Source organism: Nitratireductor sp. GCM10026969, assembly GCF_042660605.1.
Classification (GTDB): domain Bacteria; phylum Pseudomonadota; class Alphaproteobacteria; order Rhizobiales; family Rhizobiaceae; genus Chelativorans.
The window spans coordinates 1-19,470 of the sequence record NZ_JBHSUM010000078.1 but is presented as its reverse complement, the minus strand read 5'-3'; the positions used below and the strand labels follow the sequence as shown (position 1 = coordinate 19,470).

Annotated in this window: 14 protein-coding genes; 1 reads left to right on the top strand and 13 read right to left on the bottom strand. The window is 65.7% G+C overall.

The window, feature by feature from the left end; genetic code table 11:
• The 7 genes from ACFP9U_RS15620 to ACFP9U_RS15590 all read right to left on the bottom strand — a co-directional run.
• The coding region (locus tag ACFP9U_RS15620) for an FGGY-family carbohydrate kinase (RefSeq protein WP_378622792.1) at positions 1-1,298 on the bottom strand (1,298 nt) is incomplete at its 3' end.
• A complete protein-coding gene (locus ACFP9U_RS15615) occupies positions 1,295-2,422 on the bottom strand; it encodes an ABC transporter ATP-binding protein (RefSeq protein WP_378622790.1) in 1,128 nt (375 codons plus the stop codon). The genes ACFP9U_RS15620 and ACFP9U_RS15615, both read right to left, overlap by 4 nt.
• Positions 2,419-3,537 (bottom strand): ABC transporter ATP-binding protein, encoded by a 1,119-nt coding sequence (locus ACFP9U_RS15610; protein WP_378622789.1) that lies wholly within the window; start codon positions 3,535-3,537, stop codon positions 2,419-2,421. Before ACFP9U_RS15610 ends, ACFP9U_RS15615 begins: the two co-directional genes overlap by 4 nt.
• 5 nt (positions 3,538-3,542) lie before the next feature.
• A complete protein-coding gene (locus ACFP9U_RS15605; protein WP_378622787.1) occupies positions 3,543-4,400 on the bottom strand; it encodes a carbohydrate ABC transporter permease in 858 nt (285 codons plus the stop codon).
• A gap of 13 nt (positions 4,401-4,413) precedes the next feature.
• Complete coding sequence (locus ACFP9U_RS15600) at positions 4,414-5,337, bottom strand: carbohydrate ABC transporter permease (protein ID WP_378622786.1); 924 nt, start codon at positions 5,335-5,337, stop codon at positions 4,414-4,416.
• A gap of 112 nt (positions 5,338-5,449) precedes the next feature.
• A complete protein-coding gene (locus tag ACFP9U_RS15595; RefSeq protein ID WP_378622785.1) occupies positions 5,450-6,895 on the bottom strand; it encodes an ABC transporter substrate-binding protein in 1,446 nt (481 codons plus the stop codon).
• Between the two features lie 48 nt (positions 6,896-6,943).
• Positions 6,944-7,918 (bottom strand): sugar-binding transcriptional regulator, encoded by a 975-nt coding sequence (locus ACFP9U_RS15590; RefSeq protein ID WP_378622784.1) that lies wholly within the window; start codon positions 7,916-7,918, stop codon positions 6,944-6,946.
• A 116-nt stretch (positions 7,919-8,034) separates the two neighbouring features.
• On the opposite strand from ACFP9U_RS15590, the gene ACFP9U_RS15585 reads away from it, so the two are divergent.
• A complete protein-coding gene (locus ACFP9U_RS15585) occupies positions 8,035-8,394 on the top strand; it encodes a DUF2934 domain-containing protein (protein ID WP_378622782.1) in 360 nt (119 codons plus the stop codon).
• A gap of 21 nt (positions 8,395-8,415) precedes the next feature.
• Here ACFP9U_RS15585 and treY read toward each other — a convergent pair whose 3' ends face one another.
• From treY to ACFP9U_RS15555, 6 genes are all read right to left on the bottom strand, one after another.
• On the bottom strand, positions 8,416-10,968 hold the full coding sequence (gene treY / locus ACFP9U_RS15580; protein WP_378622781.1) for a malto-oligosyltrehalose synthase: 2,553 nt from the start codon (positions 10,966-10,968) through the stop codon (positions 8,416-8,418).
• Positions 10,965-12,779 carry a 4-alpha-glucanotransferase gene (gene malQ / locus ACFP9U_RS15575; protein ID WP_378622779.1) on the bottom strand — a complete coding sequence of 605 codons (1,815 nt, stop codon included), beginning with the start codon at positions 12,777-12,779 and terminating at the stop codon, positions 10,965-10,967. Before malQ ends, treY begins: the two co-directional genes overlap by 4 nt.
• Complete coding sequence (gene treZ / locus ACFP9U_RS15570) at positions 12,776-14,593, bottom strand: malto-oligosyltrehalose trehalohydrolase (RefSeq protein ID WP_378622778.1); 1,818 nt, start codon at positions 14,591-14,593, stop codon at positions 12,776-12,778. The genes malQ and treZ overlap by 4 nt, the downstream gene beginning before the upstream one ends.
• The gene (gene glgX / locus ACFP9U_RS15565; RefSeq protein WP_378622776.1) at positions 14,590-16,665 is read right to left on the bottom strand and encodes a glycogen debranching protein GlgX; all 2,076 of its coding nucleotides are present in this window, start codon (positions 16,663-16,665) and stop codon (positions 14,590-14,592) included. Before glgX ends, treZ begins: the two co-directional genes overlap by 4 nt.
• A 15-nt stretch (positions 16,666-16,680) precedes the next feature.
• Positions 16,681-18,897: a 1,4-alpha-glucan branching protein GlgB gene (gene glgB / locus ACFP9U_RS15560; RefSeq protein WP_378622774.1), complete on the bottom strand. Its 2,217-nt coding sequence runs from the start codon at positions 18,895-18,897 to the stop codon at positions 16,681-16,683.
• The coding region (locus tag ACFP9U_RS15555) for a phosphotransferase (protein ID WP_378622773.1) at positions 18,894-19,470 on the bottom strand (577 nt) is incomplete at its 5' end. The genes glgB and ACFP9U_RS15555, both read right to left, overlap by 4 nt.

Genomic DNA, 19,470 nt, shown 5'->3' with positions numbered 1-19,470 from the left:
AGGACGGCGGCGAGAATCCTGCGCAGCGCGGCCGAACGCGCCGCGCCGCCCAGAAGCATGACTTCCCCGGGCACCGGCCCCATCGCCCCGTAACAGTCGCGCGAGGCGAAGGCGAGACCCTCGAACACGGAGCGCACCATGTCGGCATAGGAGTGCCGGCTGGAGATGCCGAGGAAGCCGGCCCGCGCATTGGCGTCCACGAAAGGCCCCCGCTCCCCCGCCTCCGACACGTAGGGCTGGTAGAGAAGCGCGGCCGGCCGGGCCTCCTCGATCCACGCGTCCACCAGGGCGATCATCTGCGCGCGCGTGCGCTCGATGCCCTGGGTGGCGAGGATGCTTTCCGCGAGCCCCAGCACCCAGTCGATGTTGAGCGTCGCCGCCATGTTCGACTGCATCTGCGCGTAGACCCCGTCGATCGGCATCGTCATGGTGTAGCCGGTGGCGTCGTCGTTGAGATGCACGTTCTCGGCCCCGCGGACGAGCCGCATATGCATGCCCGTCGAGCCGATCACCGTGCAGCCCGGCGAGACATTCCCCTGATAAAGCCCGCCGCCGAGCGCCGTGCAAACCACGTCCACATAGCCCAACACCACCGGCGTCCCCGCGTGAAGGCCCGTGGCGCGTGCGGCCTCCTGCGAAAGTGGTGCATGATGCCTCGTGCCGTCGACCGTCTCGGGGAGAAGGCGGCGCAGATCCTCAAGGCCGAGGGCGGCCACGACTTCCTCGTTGTAGGCGCGCGTGCGGAAATCGCCGAAGGTGAAGGTGCTTTCGGAAGGATCGCAGGCACGCTCGCCGGTCAGGCGGAAGTAGAGCCAGTCCTTGCAGTGAAATGCGGTTTCGGCGCGCGCGAGGGTCTCCGGTGCGTGACGCTTCATCCAGATGAGTTGCGGGCCCTGCTGGCAGGCGGCGAGCCCGCTGCCCGTGGACTCGAAGCGCGCGCGATCGTCCGTTCCGGCGCGCATTTCCTCGACGATGTCCGCCGCGCGCGCATCGAGCCACAGCCAGCCGTTTCCGACCGGCTCGCCTTCGCCGTCGATCAGCCAGGTACCGTCGCCCTGCCCCGTCACCGCGACGGCGGCCGTGCGGCCGGCCAGATCCGGCACCTTGTCGGCGAGTTGGCGCAGGGTCTCGGCGGTATCGGTCCAGGTACGGGCCGGGTCCTGTTCGGCTCCACCCCCCGGCAAGGTCTCGTAGCGGTTCGGCACGGCGGCCATGGCGATCTGCCGGCCCGCCGCGTCAAAGGCCACCGACTTGATGACCGAAGTGCCCGCATCGATGCCGATCAGCACGTCCTTCATGCGGCGAGCTCCCCGCCATGGGAGACGGCCGCACCGCTTGCCGCGTCGAAGATATGCAGATCGCCCGGGTCTATGCGGATGGCGATCGGATCGCCGGGCGACAGCCGCGTGCGATCGTGCTCGACCAGCACGATGGAGCCGCCGGCGAAATCGGCCGCGATGTGGGTCTGGTCACCGAGCCACTGGTTGGCCGCCACGCTCGCCGGCGCGCCGTTCTCGCTCCGGTGAACCGCATAGGGCCGCACGCCGACGACGACGCGTCCGCGCTGAAAGAGCGCATCGCGCACCTGCGGGGCGAAGGCCGATTCTTCGTAGTCGAGCGAGAAACCACCTTCGAGGCCCAGGGTCAGGCGCCCGCCCTTCCCCTTCACCGAGGCCTCGAACACGTTCATCGGCGGCTCGCCGATGAAGGTGCCGGTGAAGAGATTGGCGGGCCGCTCCTTGATGGCCTGCGGCGTGTCGAACTGCTGCAGCACGCCGCCTTCCATGACCGCGATGCGGTCGGCGAGCGCGTTGGCCTCGGTCTGGTCGTGGGTGACCAGGATCGCCGTCAGGCCCCGCTCCTTGATGAAATGCTTGATGCGTCCGCGCAGAAGCGCCCGGAGCTGCGGCTCGAGCTGCCCCATGGGTTCATCGAGGAGGTGCAGGTCCGCTTCGCGGATCAGCGCCCGGCCGAGGCTCGCGCGCTGCTGCTGACCGCCGGAAATCGACGAGGGATAGCGCCCGAGAATATCCCCGATCTCGAGCAGTCTCGCGATTTCGGCGACCTTCTCCTCCACGTCCGCCTGCGGGATGCGGCGCGCTTTCAGCGCAAAGGCGATGTTCTCCTTCACCGTCAGCGGCGGATAGAGCGAATAGCCCTCGAAAGCCATGGCGACGTTGCGCTTGACGGGCGGCAGGCGATGCACTTTACGCCCCTTGATGGAAATCGAGCCGCGCGAGGCCTCCTCGAATCCGGCGATCATGCGCAGGGTGGAGGTCTTGCCGCAGCCCGAAGACCCTAGAAGCGCGACGATCTCGCCCTTCTCGATCTCCATCGTCAGATCCTTCACCGCATGCACGCCGCTGCTGATCGGCCCATAGAACTTGTCGACCTGGTCGATGGAAAGCACGGTATCGCTCATGCCGCCTCTCCTCTCCTGAACGGGATCGTCCGGTTCGCGCCGAAGCGCTCGCCACTGATGCGGTCGAACAGAAGCGCGCTTGCGCCGTCGACGGCGATAAATGCCTCCCCTTCGGCGGGACCGGGCGTGCCGGCCGGGCGCGAGACCAGGATTTCGCGGCCGCGCGCGGTGCGCACCAGCGTCACGGTCTTCTCGTTGAGCGGGGTCTCTGCCTCGACCGTCACCGGGAAGGCGCCGGCCGCCCCTTCCTCGACGAAGGACAGCGCTTCGGGCCGCAGACCGATCACGCAATCGCGGCCAACGGCCTCCCGCGGGGCATCCGGCAGATACACCTGCACGCCGGAAAGGCCGACCGAGACGCCGCGCCCGTCCCGGGCCGGCTTCACGTCAAGGAGGTTGATGGTCGGATCGCCGAAGAGCCGCGCGATCTCCATGTCCGCCGGCTCCCTGTAGATCTGCTCCGGCGTGCCGAGCTGGCAAAGGCGCCCCTCGTTCATCACCGCGATGCGGTCGCCGAGCGCCATCGCTTCCTTGTAGTCCTGGGTCACATAGATCACGGTGGCGCCGCGATCGGCTAAGAGCCGCGGCAGTTCCAGCCGCATCTCGAAGCGCAGCTTCGCATCGACATTGCGCAGCGGATCATCGAGGAGAAGCAGCGGCGGCGAGGCGACCAGCGCCCGGGCGAGCGCGGTGCGCTGCTTCTGGCCGTTGGAGAGCGCCTTCGGCCTGTGGCTCAGCACGTGATCGATCTTCAGAAGCCGCGCCACCTTCTCCACCCCGGCACGGATGGATCCTTGCGAGACCTTGCGCGCCTGAAGCGGGCTGGCGATGTTCTCGAACGCCGTCATGTGCGGGAAAAGGGCGAAATTCTGGAAGGCCATGCCGATGCCACGATACTCCGCGTCGACATCGGCCATGTCCTCGCCGCCGATGAGAACGCGCCCCTCGTCCGGGTCGATGACGCCGGCGATCAGGCGCAGAAGCACCGTCTTGCCGGCTCCGGAGGGGCCGAAGAGCACCAGCGTCCGCCCGTCGGCGACCGACAGGGTCAAATCGTCGAGCACGGTCTGGCCCTTGAAGCGCTTGACGATGTTCTTGAGTTCCAGGGTGGCCATGGCCGTCATCCTTTCACCGCGCCGAGGGACAGGCCTTCGACGAGATAACGTTGCGCGTAGAGGGCGAGCGCCAGCGTCGGTGCGATGGACAGCACGATCGCCGCGGCGATCTGCCCGTACTGGATGCCCGAGGCCGTGACGAAGGCGAGTGCGCCGACCGTCACCGGCTGCTTGTCGGCCGAGGCCAGCACCAGCGCGAAGACGAAATTGTTCCACGCGAAGATGAAGGCGAGCAACCCCGCGGCGGCGATGCCCGGCCCCGCGAGCGGCAGCGCGATCTTGCGGAAGGTGGCGAACCAGGAATGGCCGCCGATGCGGTAGGCATATTCGATGTCGGCGGAGATATCCTCGAAATAGCCGCGCACGATCCACAGGATGAGCGGCAGGCAGATGAGCTGGTAGACCCAGACGAGCCCGACATAGGTGTCGGCCAGCCCAATCTGCTGGAAGTAGATGGTCAGCGGCAGGACGACCAGCAGCGGCGGTGCGAAGCGGAAGGACAGAAGCGTAAAGGCGATGTCCTCCGAACCGCGGAACTTGTGCCGCGCGAAGGCGTAGGCCGCCGGCACGCCGAGGAGCAGCGCCAGCGCCACCGAGGACACCGACAGGATGACCGAGTTCCACAGGTTCCGCATGAAGGCGATGTCGAGCGTACCCGCCGCCGTTTCCAGCCTGCCGGTGATCAGCGCCTTGTAATTGGAAAGCGTCGGCTCGAAGACGACCGAGGGCGGGATCGACAGGATCGTCTCGTTCGTCTGGAAGGACATGAGAACGATCCAGACGATCGGGAACATGAAGAAAACGACGACCAGGGTCAGCGCGATGCCGCGCAGGAGCCGCTCGAGGATCGATGTGTGTTGCATGGCGCCGCCCTCCTCACGCCTCGCCGCGCGCCCGCTCGCGCAGGCGCAGCCAATTTTTGACGAAAATGTTGGAAAGGAAGAATGTGATCGCCCACAGGACGAGGAGCAGTGCCGCCGAACGGCCGACATTGGTCGACTGGAAGAAGTTCAGATAGGCCTCGACCTGGAAGACCGTCAGCTTGTTGCCGGGGCCGCCCTGGGTCATGGCGTAGATGATGTCGAACTGCTGGATGGAATCGAGCAGCCGGAAGAGTGTCGCCGTCAGAATGTAGGGCATCAGCATCGGCAGCGTGATGCGGAAGAAGACGAAGCTGCGCGGCACGCCGTCGAGCGCTGCGGCCTCGAAGGGCTGCGTGGGCAGGCTGCGCAGGCCGGCGAGCAGCAGGATCATCATGAAGGGCGTGTAGACCCAGATGTCGACTAGGACGACGGTGAAGAGCGCCGTCGAGGGCGAGGACGCCCAGCGGAAATCCTCCAGCCCCACGAGGGTGGCGAGATAGCTCAGGATGCCGAAGCCCGGATTGGTCATCAGTTTCCACATCAGCGCCGCAAGCGCCGGCGCCGTCATCAGCGGCATCAGCAGCATGATGGAAATGAAATTGTTGAGCGTGGTGCGCTTCTGCAAAAGCAGCGCGATCGCAAGCCCGAGCACCAGTTCCAGGATCACCGTCAGGCCGGCATAGATGAGCGAAATCTGGAGCGTGTTCCAGAAGGCAGGGTCGGAAAGGAAATCGACGTAGTTCTCGCCCCAGTTGAACTGCCGCGCCCAGGGCTGGCTCAACCGGTAGCGCTGGAGCGAATAGACGATCGCCGTGATGAACGGGATGAGGATGCCGATGCAGACCAGAAGGGCCGGCAGGCTGAGCACATAGGGCAGAACGCGCTTGCTGATGCGGAATCCCGATCCGGATCTGCGGACAGGGGCTGCGACGGACATTTCCAACTCCATGGTCGGGCGCAAAGGGCGGGTCTCTTTGCAGAAGAGGCCTGGAATCCGCGGCCGCCGGAAAGCGGCCGCGGACCAGCGTCATGTAAAGCCTTGCGGCCGGTCAGCCGAGGCCGGCATCCTTCAACTGCCGGTCGAGACTGGCCGCGAGTTGGTCGAGCCCTTCGTCCACGGGCACCTCGTTGGCCACCATGCGCTGCAGGGTCGCCGCCCACTCGGTGGTGAGATCGAAGAACAGCGGCTGCGGGGTGAACTTGATACTCGCGCCCGGCGCCGACACCTCGAACTGCTCGACATAGCCGGGATAGCTCTCGTTGAGCCGCTCGCGGAACATCTCGTCCTCCCAGACCGAGGCACGGACGGGATTGACGAAGTCCATCTCCCTTGCCCCGAACAGCGCGTGCTCGGGCCCTGACGCCCATTGCAGGAAGTTCCAGGTGGCATCCTTGTCACGCGAGAACTCGGACATGGCGAGCGACCAGATCCAGATGTTGGGCGTCGGCGCCTCGGCCTCCGGATTGGCCTTGAAGGGCGCATAGGCCAGCTTGCCGGCCATCTTGTTGTCGCCGCCGTTCATGAAGTAGCCGAGGATGTCGGCGTCGTAGATCATGGCCGATGCGCCGGCGCCGAGATCCGCGCCGACCTGATACCAGGTATAGGTGGACCAGTCCTTCGGCCCGCTCTCCTGGATCATCTTCACCCACTGGGCGTGGAAGGCCTTGGATTCGGGCGTGTTCATGGCCGCCGAAAGCTTGCCGTCGCCGGAGACGGCCAGGTCCTTCTGGCCGAAATTGGCGTAGGCCGACAGGAAGCCCGGATGGATCGTCGCCCAGGAGCGCGAACCGCGCACGCCGATGCCGTAGACACCGCCGCCCACCTCCTTGGTGAGCTTAGCCGCGACCTCCAGAAGTTCCTCCATGTTGGCCGGAACCTCAGCACCGACCTTCTCGAACATCTCCCGGTTGTAGGACAGGTTATTCTGTTCGAAGCCCCAGGGGATGCACCACTGCTTGGCATCGGCCGAGCCCAGTTCCCCGCCGGGCTGTCCGTTCCAGGCGCAGGAAGCGCGCACGCCCGGCAGCATGTCGTCCCAGGCGTAGTGCGGATTGGTCTTGGCGGGATCGTTGATCCACTCGTTCAAATCCGGGATCCAGCCCGCCGGACCGTAGGTCCAGGTCATGTAGGCGCCGGTCATGAACGCGTCGTATTCCGACGAGCGCGAAGACAGGGCCGCCGTCACCTTGTCGAAGTAGACGTCCTCCGGGAAGACGTCATATTCGACGTTCATCCCCGACATCTTCTTGAAGTTGTCGAGGTTGGCGATCATCGCATCGGCATAAGGGTGCTTGTTGAGCAAGAGCTTGACGGTCTTGCCCTGATGCGCCTTCCAGTCGAAATCCTGGGCGAGCGCGCGGGTCTGCGCCATGTTTAAAAGCGTGCCGGCGGTCGCCGCCGTGACACCCATAGCGCCCAGGCCCTTGATGAGCCCGCGGCGGTCCACCTGGCCGCGCAGGAATGCACCTACGAGGTCTTTCTCTTTTTCATACATATCGATGTCTCCTCCACTTTTCTGGGCAGTTGCCTTGCGGCGATCCGGCTACCCGACCGGGGTCTCCTCCACGAGCGTCCGCGCCGTTCGCTCGTCTGTGATCATTCCTTTCAGGTACCGGCTTTCGAGCACGGACCGGATGGCGCGGATTTTCACCTTGCCGCCGGCGACGGCGACGATCCTGCGGTCTTTCAGTTCCTCCCGCGAGAGCGCCAGTGCGCGGTCGGACAGCGCGGTCTCGACCGGGGCGCCGTTTTCATCGAAGAAATGGCCGAGCACCTCCCCTGCCCCGCCGTCGTGCTTGATCTCCTCGAGCTCGCCCTTCTCGAGCATACCCGTGGCCACCAGCGAGGCCTCGCGCTCGGCCGTTCCGATGCCGACGAGAAGCAGGCTGGCCGCCCTGGCGAGGTCCAGGACCTCGCCGACGCCCTTCTGGCCGAGAAGAATGGTTCGGTCCTCGACGGAATTGGCGAAAAAAGGCACCGGCATCACATAGGCCTCGGCTCCGGTGCGCTCGGCCAGGCGGTGGATGACGTCGTGCGGATTGGCGGCGAACTTGCGGGTCAGTCCGCCGAGAAGCGAGACGAATCTCGTCTTCCCGGCGGACGTTCTCGGGAGGAATTCCACGCAAGCGGCCAGCGTGCGCCCATGGCCGACGCCGATCAGCGTCTCCTCGCCGCGCTCGATCTCGCGCTTCAGAAACTGAGCGCCGGCCATGCCGAGCGCCTTGAGCGGCAGATCGTCGGCATCGAAATCGGGAACGACCTCGCAGTAGTCGAGCCCGTAACGGTCCGACAGCGCGTTCTCCAGCGCCACGCACTCGGAAACCTCGCCGTCGATATAGACCTTCACCAGCCCTTCCTGGTTGGCCCTGGTGATCAGGCGGTGCGCCTTGAGGCTGGTCAGGCCGAGCCGTTTGGCGACCTCCGCCTGGGTGAGCCCGCCGGCATAGTGCAGCCATGCCGCGCGTGCCGCCATGGAGGCGTCATTATCCCTGATCTGGCCGTCCCCGAACCCTGCCATCTGACCGCTTTGATATTTTTATCAGTTGATGAAAAATTTTTCACATCAGCACGAATTTGTCAAGAGCGTCTCCCGGCGCGCTGGGACGCCGAGGCAGTTTTTGGGGCGGAACCTTTGTGGCGGAAGAAGCATTGGAACGGAGACGGAGGACCCCGGACATGATCCCAGGAAACGAAGACAAGATCAGAGCGCGCGCCTACGAAATCTGGGAGCAGGAAGGCCGCCCTTCAGGCCGCGCCGAAGAGCACTGGGAAAAGGCGCGCCGCGAGATAGAAGACGGCCAGCCGGCTGCCGTTCCGGAACCGGGCGAAGGCGAAACCGAACCGCTGGCGCACGGTCTCGGCGATCCGGACGGCAGCGATGTCGCGCCCGGCCCGCAGGTCGGCGAAGCCGACGTCCCGCAGCCGCCGAAACGCACGCGCCGGACCACAAACCCGAAGACCGAGCAAACGCCCTCCCGAAAAAACAGGAAATAGCCGCCGCTGCCGCCGATGGTGTTACTCGGCCATCAGGACCGCCACCGGAATATCACTCCAGAGCACCGACAAGGGTGTTTGCCGGTCTTTGATCCTTGCCCCGGTCAGGCTCGTGAAGGGCTTGTCGGCCGGCAGATGCAGGCGGGTTTGCGAAAACGCCTCCGCCAGGCGCGACAAACCGTTTTCGCATGTGAGCCGGTGCACCAGCCGCGGCACGGCGACAACGATCCGGTGCCGCCCCTGCCTGCGCGCGAAAGCCAGCACCTGCCGTGCCCTGTCGCCGCTTACCTCGAGCGGCGCGTATCCGCCTTCGGCAAACAGCTCGGCACGTTCGCTCCGCAGGCGAAGCAGCTTCTCCAGCAGCCAGAGCTTGGGCACGCCCTCGCGCCAGCGTTCCATCGCCGCGCCGGCCGGCATGGCGCGCACCTCCTGCAGAAGGGTTTCCCGAAGCGCAAAGTCGACCGGCCGCCGGTTGTCCGGGTCGACCATGCTGAAATCCATCAGTTCGCATCTCTGATAGATGTCCGGCACACCCGGCAGCGTGAGCTTGAGCACCAGTTGCGAAAGGCTGTTGACGAGCCCGGCGGGCTCCAGCGCGGCGATGACCGCGCGCACATCCTCCAAAAGCGTCCGGCGCTCGGGCGAAAAGAGGTGCCGGACATAGGCCTCGACCGCCGCCTCGAAGGGCGCGTTGGGGTCGGTCCAGCTCGTGCGCTGCTTGGCCTCGCGCAGGGCCTTTGTCATGAAGGCGGCAAGCCGTTCCGACAGCGCCTGCAGCCCCGCTTCGTCATCCATCGGAAGGTCGGCGGGCCAGGCGCCGGCGAGCGCCTGGTAGAACAGCCATTCCGTCCCAGGGTCCGGCGCAGGCCCGTCCGGCAGCGCCTGACGCAACCCGGATGCTGCGTCGTGCCAGCGCGCGACGGCGGATGACCATTCCGAGGGCATCTCGCTCAGAACGGCAAGCCGCGCGCGTGCATCCTCGCCGCGCTTCGTGTCGTGCGTCGCTGTGGCGGAGAGACCGTGGGGCCCATCCGCCGCCCGCGCCTGCATCGCCCCATGAAAGGCCGCCGGCTCCATTCCGAAGGCGTCCGGCTCCGCGCCCACTTCGTTCAGGGCGACCAGACGGTTGTAACGATAGAAGACCGTATCCTCCATCGCCTTGGCCATGAGCGGGCCGGTCGTCTGCTGGAACCGCGCGATGAAGGTGCTCCGGGCCTTGGAACCGGCTGCCGGTTCGAGCAGCAGCGACGCCACGAAGGCGACAACCCGGTCATCCTCCACCGCACGACCGCGCTCGACCTGCGCGACGGCGTCCTCGATCAGGGCGCGGTCCTCGTCCGAGGGGCCGTCACGGTCGACATAGGTGCGATAGACAGGCAGAGCCGCGGCGAGTTCGACGATGGCCATCCGCAGCGCATCCGGGCCGAAGTCGCGGGTGGCGAGATGCTCCGCCGCGATCGTTTCGGCGAGGCGCACCAGTGCCGACAGTTCTCCGGCAAGATTGACGGTGAGCATACGCCGCTTGGCGATAAGCGCCTGCCGGGCAAAATCCGGATCGTCGCCCGTGAAGGCGGTCCAGCCCGCCGTCATCGCCTCGCGGCCGCGGGGATCGACCTGCAGCGCGGTGACGAGGCGCGCGAATTCGTAACCGGTGGTGCCCGCACACGCCCAGTCGCCACGCAGGGTCTCCCCTGGCCCCAGGATCTTCTCGACAAGCACGCAATCGAGCCCCGATGCGTTCTTCAGATCGGTGAGATACCCCTTCGGATCGGCGAGGCCGTCGATGTGGTCGATGCGCAGCCCGTCCACGATGCCTTCGCGCACGAGCCGGAGCGGCAGCTGATGGACATCGGCGAAAACCGCTGCATCCTCCACCCGCACGCCCACCAGATCGGCGATCTCGAAAAAGCGCCGGTAGGTCAGCGCCTCGCGCGCCAGCCGCCAGTAGGCCAGACGCCACGCTTGAGCTTCATGGAGTTGGTGCAGGCGGTCCTTGTCGGCATTGATCCGGGCGAGCAGTTCGTTCCAGTCGGCCTCCTCCCTCTCCGAACCCCAGGGAAGAGAACCGGGTGCAAGGGGCAGCGATAAGTCGTAGTAGCCGATGACGGGCTCGCCGGCCTCCGCATCGATCCGCACCTCCAGCTTGCCCTTCTTCAACGCCTCGCCATAAGGCTCGCCGAGGACCGGCAGGAGCAGCCTCGGCGCTTCCCAATCGATATCGAAGTGATGCGCGTAGGCGCTGTCCCGGCCATGCTTCAGCACATCGCGCCACCAGGGATTGGCGGTGGATACGGCCATGTGGTTGGGGACGATGTCGAGGATGAGCCCCAGGCCGTTCTCCTTCAGCGCCTCAGCGAGACGCGCAAAGCCCTCTTCGCCGCCGAGTGCGGGATCGAGCGCCTGGTGGTCGGCCACGTCATAGCCGTGGGTGGAGCCTGGCGCGGCGGTGAAGATCGGCGACGCATAGAGGTGGCTGACGCCGAGTTCTGCCAGATAGGGGATGATTTCCGCCGCCCGCTCGAAAGTCATGCCGTCGCGGAACTGCAGCCGGTAGGTCGCGCGGGGGAAGCTCATGGGGTGCGCGGCCTTTCTTCCGCGATGGCACGAAGCACGGCGCGCGGCATCGGTGCCTCCTCGATTTCCTCCAGGGACACGGGAAGCTTCCGGCGCCAGTTGGGATGTTCGTTGACGGTGCCGGGAATGTTCGGCTGCTCGGCAAGCCCGAGGAGATCCTCCATCTGCACGGCGAAGAGCCGCGCGGGAGTGCTGGCGACAAGCCGGTGGATGCCGGCCACGACCGTCTCGTCGAATTCGTCCTGCGCCTCGATGCCCAGGGCGCGCAGCAGGGCCCGGGCCTGTCCCTTCTCCACCAAACGCTTCGCACGCTCCTTGCGTGCGGCGACCGGTTCGAAAAGCCCGATCCGCGCGCGCGTGTCGATATCGCTGCACGTCCACCAGCCGGCAAGCGTCGGCGTGTCGTGGCTGCCTACGCAGGCGAGCGCGGAGCGCGGCCACTTCTCCGGCAGAACGAAATCCTGGCCCTCGTGCTCGAAATAGAAGACGCGATAGCCGAGCAGGCCAGCACGGTCCATCGCCGCGCGGAATCCGCGTGGCACCACGCCCAGATCCTCACCGATAATGATCACGCCGGCACGCTGGGAGACCGCCGCGAGGGTACGGACCATCTCCTCCATCGGATAGAGCACATAGGCCCCCTCTCCCGCCGAAAAACCTTCCGGGATCCAGAAGAGCCGGTAAAGGCTCATGGCATGGTCGATGCGCAGCGCGCCGGCGTGGCGCAGGATGGTTTGGTAGGAGCGGCGAAGGGGCTTGAAATCGCGCGCGGCGATCTCCGCCGGCGAGAGTGGCGCCAGCCCCCAGCGCTGACCGTTCGGGTTGAACATGTCCGGGGGCGCGCCGATCTCGGCGCCGGCGATCGTCAGCGTCGGGTCGCTCCAGGTGGCCGCGCCGTCGGGCGCGGTGCCGACCGCAAGATCGAGATAGAGGCCGATGCGCATGCCCGCGTCCAGCAGGCGCGCGGCCGCATCGCCGAGTTGCCGGTCGGCGACCCGCTGCAGCCAGACCATGAAATCGATCTCGTCCGCGTGCGCGCGGGCGAACTCTTCGACGGCCTCGCCCTCGGAGTCGTGCAATTCGTCGGGCCAGGAGCGCCAGCCGGCCCCGAAGCCGCGCTCCGCCATCTTTCGGCTGATCGCCTCGAAAAGGGCAAATCGGCGGAGTGCTGCGCCGCCTTCTTCCCGGAAAGCGGCAAAGCCCTTGTCGCCGTCAGCGCCTGTGCGCTGATAGATACGGCGAAGGGCTGTCAGCTTGTGACGGGCCACGGCACCGTAGTCGACGAGTTCGCCCTCATGGAGGGCGGAGAACGCCGCCTCGTCTCTATCCTGCCGAGGCTCGAAACCGTCGACCCGATCAACGGCGATATAGAGCGGGTTCAGGAAATTGCGGTCGCTCGGCGAAAAGGGGCTCGCCCTCTCCGGGTCGGCGAGAAAAAGCGCATGCAACGGATTGACGCCCAGGAAATCCGCACCCTTCCGCGCCGCCATCTCGCCCAGCCGGGCAATATCCTCGAAATCGCCAATACCCCAGTTCCTGTCCGAGCGCAGGCTGTAGAGCTGGCAGGTGATGCCCCATGCTCTGCCTCTTTTCAGGAAATCCGGGATGAAGCAGGCTGCATCCTTCGGCGCCTTCGGCGCGGGCGGCCATCGCCCCGGTGGCGGGGGCGGATTATCCTCCCCCTCACCGCCCAGAATCCGCACAAGCGCCCTGACCGCCTCCTCGGAGGCTTGCGCCGTCGTGCCGTCGAGCGCGCGGTAGGTGCGCACGATGCCATGGGCGGCGGCCAGCCGGTCGAGGCTATCCCTCATTGCCCGGCTCCCGATGCGAAAATGACGCCGCGCGGTGGAAGCCGCCCTTCCTGAAGCGCGGCAAGAAGGCCGTCACGGCTTTCATAGACCAGTTCCAGCCCGTCGGTTTGCTCGTCGACTGCGGCTTCATCCGTGCCGAAGTTTGCAGCCAGGAGAAGCGGGCCGCGATCCGTCGTCCAGCACACCAGGAACGCCCCCTGGCTCAGCCGTTGCGCCTGACCTTGCATCGATCGCATACCCGGCAGAAGCGGCACGACATGGCTCCGGCGCGTCTCGAGGAGCCGGCGGAAGAGCGCCAGCCGGCGTTGGCCCGCCTCGGTCTTGGCGCGATCCCAATCGAGAGCGGAGTCCTCGAAGGTGGACAGCGCATTCGGGTCGGGAATGCGCTCGGCATTCTCCTTACTGAAATGGCTGAAGGAGGCGAATTCGCGGCGCCTCCCCTCACGCACCGCCTTGGCCAGTTCGCCATGGAAATCGGTGAAGAAGAGAAACGGGTTCGTCTCGCCATATTCCTCGCCCATGAAGACGAGCGGTATCTGCGGGTTGAGCAGGAGGACGGCGGTGAGCAGCTCGACGGTTTCCTCGTCCGCCATGGTGGTGAGCCGCTCGCCGAAGGCGCGGTTGCCGATCTGGTCGTGGTTCTGCAGGAAGTCGACGAAGGCGACGGGCGGCTGATCCGTGCTGGGCTCGCCGCGCGGTTGGCCTTCACGGGGCGCGTAGGGCTCGCCCTGATAGCAGAAGCCCTCGGCCAGGGCACGTGCCAGATGCCCGACCGCGTCGTCCGCAAAGCCCGCATAATAGCCGGCGTCCTCGCCCGTCGCGATGCAGTGGGCGGCGTGATGGAAATCGTCATTCCATTCGGCCGTGAAAAGCTTCGGACGGTTTTCCTCGTCATAGGGATGGAGGCCGACGATATTGCGCTCGTCTTCCGTCATCAGGTGGATTGCGCGATCGCCCAAGCGTTCGCGGACCCGCCGCGCCATTTCCTCCAGGATCGGCATCTCGCTTTGATCCTCGATCTGGTCGATGGCGTCGAAGCGCAGGCCGTCGAAGCGAAATTCCTCGAGCCAGTAGATCGGGTTGTCGAGGAAGAAATCGCGCACCGCCGGTTCCTCGAAGCGGATCGCCGGCCCCCAGGGCGTCTGGCGTTCGGGGTCGAAGAAGTCGGGCGCATAGGCGCTGAGATAATTCCCGTCCGGCCCGAAATGGTTGTAGACCACGTCGAGGATCATCATCAGCCCGCGCTCATGGGCGGCGTCGACCAGGTGCTTCAGCCCGGAAACGCCGCCATAGGCGGCATGTGGGCAATAGGGCAGGACGCCGTCATAGCCCCAGCCCCGATTGCCGGAGAACTCCGCAACGGGCATGATCTCGATCGCCGTGAAGCCGGTCTCGGCCAGGTGGTCGAGCTTGCGGAGGATGCCCTCAAAGCCTCCGGGCGAGGCGAAAGTGCCCGGGTGGAGTTCATAGACCACCGCCTCGTGCCAGGGGCGCCCCTTCCAGCCGGGCATCTTCCAGTCGTAGTGCGGACTAACCAGCAGGCTCGGCCCGTGCACGCCGGACACCTGTGCGCGCGAGGCGGGATCCGGTACCGCCACGCCGTCGGGCAGGACAAACTGATACTGTGTTCCCTCGGCCAGATCGTCGACACGAAGCGCGAACCAGCCGTCGGCGCGGCGCTCCATCTCCCGCTCGTCTTTCTGGCCGGTTCTCAGCTTCAGCCGGTCGAGCGCAGGCGCCCAAAGGCGGAAAACCGCGGAGCCGTCATCGTTGAGCCGGGCTCCCCAACGATATTCGGACTGCTGAAGCGTCATCGTCCGCGCCCTTCCAGAATGGTCATGGAACGCTCGGCCAGTTGAATGCTGCCCGGCGTGCGAATGGCATCCCAGACCGGCCACTGGCCGGTTTCGGTGCGCATGATCACCTGCCACCCCGGCACACCCAGTTCACGGGGCAGGTGAAATTCCGTCGGCTCGGGAGAGGCGTTCAGCAAGATCAGCAGGCATGCCCGGCGCTCGTCGCAATGCATCAGGCCGAAGCTCCTCAGGCCCGGATCCTGCCAATCCTCGTCGCTCATCCGCTCGCCGGACGGACGGAGCCATGTGACGTCGAGGAAACCGCCGTTGACCGGCCGTCCGTGCAGAAAATACTTACCGCTCAGGTGTGAGCTCGACCGGCGATAGGTGATCATCCGCCGCACGAAATGCAAGAACGCCTCGTCTTCGGCCGCAATGTCCTCCCACGGCAGCCAGTTCATCTCGTTGTCCTGGCAATAGGCGTTGTTGTTGCCGTGCTGCGTGCGACCCACCTCGTCTCCCATCAGGATCATCGGCGTGCCTTGCGACAGAAGCAGGGTAGCGATGGCGTTGCGCCGCATCTTGGCCCTCAGAGCGCGGATCTCGGGGTCCTCCGTCGGCCCTTCCTCGCCGCAATTCCAGCTGCGGTTGTCGCCGTGGCCGTCGCGATTGTCCTCTTGGTTCGCCTCGTTGTGGCGTTCGTTGTAGGCGTAGAGGTCGGCAAGCGTGAAGCCGTCATGGGCGGTGACGAGGTTGATGCTCGCCCATGGGCGGCGCCCACGCCGGTCGAACATGGCGGCAGAGCCGAGCAATCCGCTCGAAAGGTCGGGCGCTATGTGCTCATCGCCGCGCCAGAAAGAGCGGATCCAATCGCGGCAGGCGCCGTTCCATTCCGCCCAGCCGGGCGGAAAGTTGCCGAGCTGGTATCCGTCCGGGCCGAGATCCCAGGGTTCCGCGATCAGCTTCACCCGCGAAAGAACGGGATCCTGACGCACCGTGTCGAAGAAGACCGACGACGGCTCGAAGCTGTCCCTTTCGCGCCCAAGCGCGGTGGCGAGATCGAAGCGGAATCCGTCGACATGGCATTCCTCGACCCAGTAGCGCAGCGAATCCATGACCATCTGTAGGACGCGCGGGTGCTTCAGGTTCAACGTGTTGCCGCAGCCGGTGGTGTCGAAATAGTAACGCCGGTCGTCGCCGAGGATGTAGTAGCTGGCATTGTCGAGACCGCGGAAGGAAAGGGTCGGCCCCATCTCATTGCCTTCCGCCGTGTGGTTGTAGACAACGTCGAGGATCACCTCGATCCCGGCTTCGTGCAGCTTGCGCACCATGCGCTTGAATTCGTGCACGCCGCCGCCCGGCGAGGTGTAGCGGGGCGCCGTGGCGAAAAAGCCGATCGTATTGTAGCCCCAGTAGTTTGAGAGGCGTTTTTCGACGAGATAACGATCGTCGAAGAAGGCCTGGACCGGCATGAGCTCGACGGCCGTGACGCCCAGCTTGACCAGGTGATCGATGACGCGCGAGTCGGCCAGCCCCCCGAAGGTGCCGCGCAGCTGATCCGGCACTTTCGGGTGCAGGGCGGTCATGCCCTTCACATGGGCTTCGTAGATCACCGTATTGTCCCAGGACGTCTGCGGGCGCACATCGTCCCCCCAGGTGGTGGCGGTGTCGGTGACGACGCATTTCGGCATGACGAAGGCGGAGTCGCGCCGATCCATGGAAAGGTCCTGGCGCGATGACCCGACACGGTAGCCGAAACAGGCATCGTGCCAGCGCAAATCCCCCAGAAGCAGCTTCGCGTAGGGGTCGATCAGGAGCTTGTTCGGGTTGAAGCGATGCCCCCTGCCGGGCTCGTAGGGACCGTAAGCGCGCAGGCCGTAGACCTGGCCCGGCCGCAAATCGGGGAAATAGCCGTGCCAGACCTCATGGGTATATTCCGGCAGAGCGACGCGCTTGAGCTCGCGCTTTCCCTTGGCGTCGAAAAGGCAAAGCTCGATCTTCTCCGCGTTGGCCGAGAAGACGGCGACGTTCACCCCCGCTCCGTCCCAGGTGGTGCCGAGAGGATATGGAAGGCCATTGCGGACACGCACACCGTCTTCCTTTGCTTATTGCTCCCAGCCCAGCACCACGGCGCCAAGCGGCGGCAGCCTGAGGGACGCCGAGGCGGGGCGGCCGTGCCAGGGTTCTTCCACGGCATTCACCACGCCGTTCATGAACCCCGAACCGCCGTAGCGGGCATCGTCGCTGTTGAGGAGCTCGCGCCACCGCCCCGCCCACGGCAGGCCGATCCGATAGTCCTCCCGCACGAGGGGGGTGAAATTGAAGGCGACGAGAATGGGCGCAGTTGTGCCTGATCCTTTGCGCAAATAAACGAACACGCTCAGATCCGGATTGGAGGCGTCGATCCATTCGAACCCTTCGACGTCGCAGTCAAACTCGTGCAGCGCCCTTTGGTTCCGGTAGAGCGCGTTCAGGTCGCGCAGCAGATCGCGCACGCCGCGATGCATCGGATCGTCGAGGTGGTGCCACTCGAGCTGCCAGTCGTGGTTCCATTCGCGCTCCTGCGCGAACTCGCCGCCCATGAACAGGAGCTTCTTGCCCGGATGGGTCCACATGAAGGAAAAATAGGCGCGCAGATTGGCGAATTTCTGCCACCGGTCGCCGGGCATGCGGCCGATGAGCGAACCCTTGCCGTAGACCACCTCGTCATGGCTCAAGGGCAGGATGAAGTTTTCCGAGAAGGCATAGTGGAGGCCGAAGGTGATCTGGTCGTGGTGGTGGCGCCGGTGGATCGGGTCGAGGCCGATATAGTCCAGCGTGTCGTGCATCCACCCCATGTTCCACTTGAAGCCGAAGCCGAGCCCTCCCGCATAGACGGGCCGGGAAACGCCTGGAAAGGCCGTCGATTCCTCGGCCACTGACGTTGCGCCGGGATGATTGGAGAAGAGCTCGATGTTTGTATCGCGCAGGAAGGCGATCGCCTCGAGATTCTCGTTGCCGCCGTGGATGTTCGGCTCCCAGTCGCCCGGCTCGCGGCTGTAGTCGAGGTAGAGCATCGAGGCGACGGCATCCACGCGCAGTGCGTCGAGGTGATACTGGTCGAGCCAGAAAAGGGCGTTGGCCGTGAGGAAGTTGGCCACCTCGCGGCGGCCGAAATTGTAGATCAGCGTGTTCCAGTCGCGATGAAAGCCCTTGCGCGGGTCGGAATGCTCGTAAAGCGCGGTGCCGTCGAAATCGACCAGCCCATGGGCGTCGGAGGGGAAATGCGCCGGCACCCAGTCGATGATCACCCCCAGCCCTTCCCTGTGGCAACGGTCGACGAAGCGGGCGAAGCCATCCGGATCGCCGAAGCGGCTGGTGGGCGCGAAAAGGCCGATCGGCTGATAGCCCCACGAACCGGAGAAGGGATGTTCGCTCACCGGCATGCATTCGATGTGGGTGAAGCCGAGATCCTTCACGTAGGGGACGAGCTGATCGGCCAGTTCGTCATAAGAGAGATAGGCGCCGTCATCGTGCCTGCGCCACGAGCCGAGGTGGACTTCGTAGATGGAAATGGGCGCGCTGCGGTCGTTGCGCGCCGCGCGCTCCCGCATCCAGTCCGCGTCCTCCCATTGGCGGGCGGGCAGCCCGTGCACCACCGAAGCGTTGGCCGGCGGCACCTCGCTTCTGAAGCCCACCGGATCGGCCTTTGCGGGAAGGATCTGCCCATGGGCGCCGATGATCTCGTACTTGTAGACCTCGCCGGGTCCGACCTGCGGGATGAAGATCTCCCACACGCCGATCCCGAAATGGCGGCGCATGGGATGGCGCCGGCCGTCCCAGAAATTGAAGTTGCCGACCACGCTGACGCGGCTGGCATTCGGCGCCCAGACGGCGAAGCGCGTCCCCGCCACGCCGTCGCAGGTCATCGGGTGCGCGCCCATTTTCGCATAGAGCCGCATATGGCGGCCCTCGCCTAAGAGATGACGGTCGAGATCGCCGAAGGTGCTGGGAAAGCGGTAGGCGTCCTCCTCCTCCCACACGTCACCGCCGCGGGAAAAGCGCAGCTTGTAGCGCGGCACAGATTTGTCCTTCGACAGCAGCCCCTCGAAGAAGCCGCGCGCGTGACGCCGCAGCAGCTTGGCGAGGGTTTTGCCGGTTTCGGGGTCGAAGGCCTCGGCGCTCTCCGCCTCGGGGCGCAGCACGCGCAGAACGGTGCCGGCGGAACTTGCGTGCGGCCCGAGGACGGCGAACGGATCGCCGTGCCGCCCGGCCACGAGCGCCGCGATCGCGTGGGGATCGTCCAGGCGCCAGGATTCCGCCGCGTGCGCCGGAGAGGTCATGCCGCGCCTCCCTCGATCAGGTCGAGCATGCCCTGGATCGGGATACCCACCCAGTCCGGGCGGTTGGAAAGCTCGTAATTGATTTCGTAAAAGCCCTTCTGCAACAGGAAGAGATCGAGAAGCGCCTGCCTCGCGTCCGCTTCCTCTGGCAGATTGCGGGCACCTTCGGTGGCAGGGAAATAGCCCGCCAGAAACTCGCTTGTCATGCGGTCGCGCCAGTGCCGCGCGAGCGAGGCGCTGTCTCGCGCCTGGTCGGGCAGGCGCGAGGCGACCTGCCGGACCGCCGCCCATGCTGCATAATCGAACGAGCGCAGCATCCCGGCGACATCGCGCAGCGGCGAGTTCTTGGCACAGCGCTCGGCCAGCGTGCGCCGGGGTTCGCCCTCGAAATCGATGATGAAGAGATCCTGCTCGGAAACGAGCACCTGGCCCAGATGATAATCCCCGTGGATCCGGGATTTCATGCCCGACGGTGCGATTCCGGCCACGGCCTCCAGCCGGCGGTCGATTGCGGGACCGAGCGCGCTGAGACGCTCGGCCATCTCTTTCGCAGCGGGCGCCAGGCCGGCGCTC

Excerpts from the sequence above, each read along its gene's own strand:
- ACFP9U_RS15600 (WP_378622786.1), bottom strand. The coding sequence starts at position 5,337 with ATGTCCGTCGCAGCCCCTGTCCGCAGATCCGGATCGGGATTCCGCATC.
- ACFP9U_RS15615 (WP_378622790.1), bottom strand. The coding sequence starts at position 2,422 with ATGAGCGATACCGTGCTTTCCATCGACCAGGTCGACAAGTTCTATGGG.
- ACFP9U_RS15605 (WP_378622787.1), bottom strand. The coding sequence starts at position 4,400 with ATGCAACACACATCGATCCTCGAGCGGCTCCTGCGCGGCATCGCGCTG.
- glgB (WP_378622774.1), bottom strand. The coding sequence starts at position 18,897 with ATGACCTCTCCGGCGCACGCGGCGGAATCCTGGCGCCTGGACGATCCC.
- ACFP9U_RS15595 (WP_378622785.1), bottom strand. The coding sequence starts at position 6,895 with ATGTATGAAAAAGAGAAAGACCTCGTAGGTGCATTCCTGCGCGGCCAG.
- treZ (WP_378622778.1), bottom strand. The coding sequence starts at position 14,593 with ATGACGCTTCAGCAGTCCGAATATCGTTGGGGAGCCCGGCTCAACGAT.
- treY (WP_378622781.1), bottom strand. The coding sequence starts at position 10,968 with ATGAGCTTCCCCCGCGCGACCTACCGGCTGCAGTTCCGCGACGGCATG.
- ACFP9U_RS15590 (WP_378622784.1), bottom strand. The coding sequence starts at position 7,918 with ATGGCAGGGTTCGGGGACGGCCAGATCAGGGATAATGACGCCTCCATG.
- ACFP9U_RS15610 (WP_378622789.1), bottom strand. The coding sequence starts at position 3,537 with ATGGCCACCCTGGAACTCAAGAACATCGTCAAGCGCTTCAAGGGCCAG.
- malQ (WP_378622779.1), bottom strand. The coding sequence starts at position 12,779 with ATGAGGGATAGCCTCGACCGGCTGGCCGCCGCCCATGGCATCGTGCGC.